The organism is Streptomyces graminilatus, assembly GCF_001418565.1.
Taxonomy (GTDB): Bacteria; Actinomycetota; Actinomycetes; order Streptomycetales; family Streptomycetaceae; genus Streptomyces; species Streptomyces graminilatus.
The window spans coordinates 1-3,565 of record NZ_LIQQ01000483.1 but is presented as its reverse complement, the minus strand read 5'-3'; the positions used below and the strand labels follow the sequence as shown (position 1 = coordinate 3,565).

At 71.5% G+C, this 3,565-nt stretch carries 3 protein-coding genes; all 3 read left to right on the top strand.

Annotated elements, in window-relative coordinates; translation table 11 throughout:
* On the top strand, window positions 1-597 hold a 597-nt coding region (locus tag AOK08_RS33535; RefSeq protein ID WP_055533021.1), incomplete at its 5' end, for an enoyl-CoA hydratase/isomerase family protein.
* A gap of 131 nt (window positions 598-728) precedes the next feature.
* A complete protein-coding gene (locus AOK08_RS33530) occupies window positions 729-935 on the top strand; it encodes a hypothetical protein (protein WP_157876901.1) in 207 nt (68 codons plus the stop codon).
* A gap of 131 nt (window positions 936-1,066) precedes the next feature.
* The gene (locus tag AOK08_RS33525) at window positions 1,067-3,457 is read left to right on the top strand and encodes a Tex family protein (protein ID WP_055533017.1); all 2,391 of its coding nucleotides are present in this window, start codon (window positions 1,067-1,069) and stop codon (window positions 3,455-3,457) included.
* Window positions 3,458-3,565: the final 108 nt, after the last annotated feature.

Below are 3,565 nucleotides of genomic sequence, written 5' to 3'. Positions count from 1 at the left end.
GGCGGGACGTTCTGCGCGGGGGCCGACATCTCGACGCTCCAGGGCTCACCGGAGGCGGCGCAGCGGCTGTCCGTGCTGGCGGAGGACGCGCTGGCGGACTTTCCCAAGCCGGTGCTCGCGGCGATCCGAGGGCACTGTGTGGGCGGCGGGGCGCAGCTCGCGGCGGCCTGCGATCTGCGGTTCGCCGAGGAGGGGACGCTGTTCGGGGTGACTCCGGCGAAGCTGGGCCTGGTGTACTCGGCGTCGTCCACGCGGCGGCTGGCGGCCCTGGTCGGTCCGGCGACGGCCAAGTACCTGCTGTTCTCGGGTGAGCTGATCGACACGGAGCGCGCGCTGCGCACCGGGTTCGTCGACGAGGTGCTGCCCGGCGACGAACTCGACAAGCGCGTCGCGGAGTTCGCCCGGGTCCTCGTCTCCCGCTCACGGCTCACCCAGGCGGCGGCGAAGGAGTTCGTGAACGGACGCACCGACCGGGACGCGTACTGGGCGGAACAGGCCCGGGAGAGCGGGGACGCCGGGGAGGGGGTCGCCGCGTTTCTGGAGCGGCGGGCTCCCGCCTTCTCATGGACGGTGCCGGGGGCGGCGGCGCGGCGGTGAGGCGGCCGCGTGAGCGCGGCGGTTCGGTCACACGCGCGGGGGCCCGGTGCGGGGCGCCGACGTCGTAGGGCGGCTGCGGGTCCGTTCTTGTCCCCCGCGCCGAGCGGCCCATGCTCATTACTCTGCCGCTCATGCCCAACGCCACAAGCCCCGCCGACATCATGTTCCAGCGTCTCGCGTGCTGCGTCTGCGGCCGGAGCACCGACGACGCCGACGACCACGTACTCCTCGGGATCAGCGCCCCGGGCAACCCTGCCGAGCAGTGGCTCGGCGCGCACGCCGAACACCTCAACGGCGTTCTCGCCCGCGGCTTCTCCGTCGAGGTGCACAAGATGTAGCCCTGGGCGTGCCGCAGGCCGAGCACGCGACCACGCACAGCTCGCGTGAGGTGTGGCGCCCTGGGCCCCGGATGTCGGTGCCACCTGCCACAATTGCCGCGCAACCCCAGTGGAGAAGGCGGTACGGGATCGTGACGACACCCCTCGTAGGGTCCATCGAAGGCAGGATCGCCGAGGAGCTCGGCGTACGGGAGCGGCAGGTGCGGGCCGCAGTCGAGCTGCTCGACGGCGGTTCGACGGTGCCCTTCATCGCCCGCTACCGCAAGGAAGCGACCGAGATGCTCGACGATGCGCAGCTGCGCACGTTGGAGGAGCGGCTGCGCTATCTGCGGGAGCTGGAGGAGCGGCGGGCCGCGATCCTCGAATCGGTGCGTGAGCAGGGCAAGCTGACGCCGGAGGTCGAGGAGCGGATCCGCGGCGCCGAGACGAAGGCGCGCCTGGAGGACATCTATCTGCCGTTCAAGCCGAAGCGGCGGACGAAGGCGCAGATCGCGCGCGAGGCGGGACTGGAACCGCTGGCGGAGGGGCTGCTCGGCGACCCGTCCGTCGACCCGCTGGCCGCTGCCGCGGCCTTCGTGGACGCCGGCAAGGGCGTCGCCGATCCGCAGGCCGCGCTGGACGGCGCCCGGGCGATCCTCACCGAGCGGTTCTCGGAGGACGCCGACCTGATCGGCGAGGTGCGCGAGCGCATGTGGGTGCGCGGGCGGCTGGCCGCCAAGGTGAAGGAGGGCAAGGAGGAGGCGGGCGCCAAGTTCGCCGACTACTTCGACTTCACCGAACCCTTCACCGCCCTGCCCTCGCACCGCATCCTCGCGATGCTGCGCGGCGAGAAGGAGGACGTCCTCGACCTGGTCCTGGAGCCGGAGGAGCCGACGGAGGGGCCTTCGTCGTACGAGGGGATCATCGCCCACCGGTTCGGCATCGCCGAGCGCGGCCGTCCCGGCGACAAATGGCTCAAGGAGACCGTGCGCTGGGCCTGGCGGACCCGGATCCTGGTGCACCTCGGCATCGACGTACGCCTTCGGCTGCGTACGGTCGCCGAGGACGAGGCGGTCAAAGTGTTCGCGGCGAACCTGCGCGACCTGCTGCTCGCCGCTCCGGCCGGCACGCGCGCGACGCTGGGACTCGACCCCGGGTTCCGTACGGGCGTCAAGGTGGCCGTCGTCGACTCGACCGGCAAGGCCGTCGCCACGGACGTGATCCATCCGCACGTACCGGCGAACAAGTGGGACGAGGCGATCGCGAAGCTGGCGCGGCTCGCCAGGGAGCACTCGGTCGACCTGATCGCGATCGGCAACGGTACGGCGTCCCGGGAGACGGACAAGCTCGCCGGTGAACTCATCGCCAAGCACCCGGAGTTGAAGCTCACCAAGGTGATGGTGTCCGAGGCGGGCGCGTCCGTGTACTCGGCGTCGGCGTTCGCCTCGCAGGAACTGCCCGGCATGGACGTGTCGCTGCGCGGGGCGGTGTCGATCGCCCGGCGGCTCCAGGACCCGCTGGCCGAGCTGGTGAAGATCGACCCGAAGTCGATCGGGGTCGGGCAGTACCAGCACGACCTGTCCGAGGTGAAGCTGTCGCGGTCACTGGACGCGGTGGTCGAGGACTGTGTGAACGGCGTCGGGGTCGACGTCAACACGGCGTCCACGCCGCTGCTCTCGCGGGTCTCGGGCATCTCCTCCGGGCTCGCGGAGAACATCGTGGCGCACCGTGACGCCAACGGGCCGTTCACCTCACGCTCCCAGCTCAAGAATGTCGCGCGGCTCGGGCCGAAGGCGTACGAGCAGTGTGCGGGGTTCCTGCGGATCCGGGGCGGGGACGATCCGCTGGACGCGTCGAGTGTGCACCCGGAGGCGTATCCGGTGGTGCGGCGGATGGTGAAGTCTGCGGGGAGCGGGGTGGCTTCGCTGGTCGGGAACACCGCGGTGCTGCGGTCGCTGCGGCCCGACGACTTCGTGGACGACAAGTTCGGTCTGCCGACGGTCACGGACATCCTGCGCGAGCTGGAGAAGCCCGGGCGCGACCCGCGGCCCGCCTTCGCGACGGCCACCTTCAAGGAGGGGGTCGAGAAGATCGGTGACCTGGTCTCCGGGATGGTGCTGGAGGGTGTCGTCACGAACGTGGCCGCGTTCGGGGCGTTCGTGGATGTCGGTGTCCACCAGGACGGGCTGGTGCATGTGTCCGCGATGTCCAGGACGTTCGTCAAGGACCCGCATGACGTCGTGAAGTCCGGGGACATCGTCAAGGTGAAGGTGCTGGATGTCGACATCCCGCGGAAGCGGATCTCGCTGACGCTGCGGCTGGACGACGAGGCGGTGGCCTCCGGGGAGCAGCAGCAGGGGCGGCCTTCGCGTGGGGGTCGCCCGCCTCAGCCCCGCCAGCAGGGGCAGCGGCAGGGGCATGGCCAGGGCCAGGGCCAGGGCCAAGGAGGCGGAGGGCCTCGGCAGGGGACCCCTGCGCCGGGGAACAGTGCGATGGCTGACGCGTTGCGGAAGGCCGGGTTGGTGGACCCCAAGCGGAGGTGAGTGGCCGCGCCGGGTGCCCTTCGTTGGTGGGGCGCCCGGCGCCGATGTTGAGCAGCGGGTGGGTCGCGCCGCCCGGCGCTGTACGGGGTGCCGCCGCGCCCACCCGTG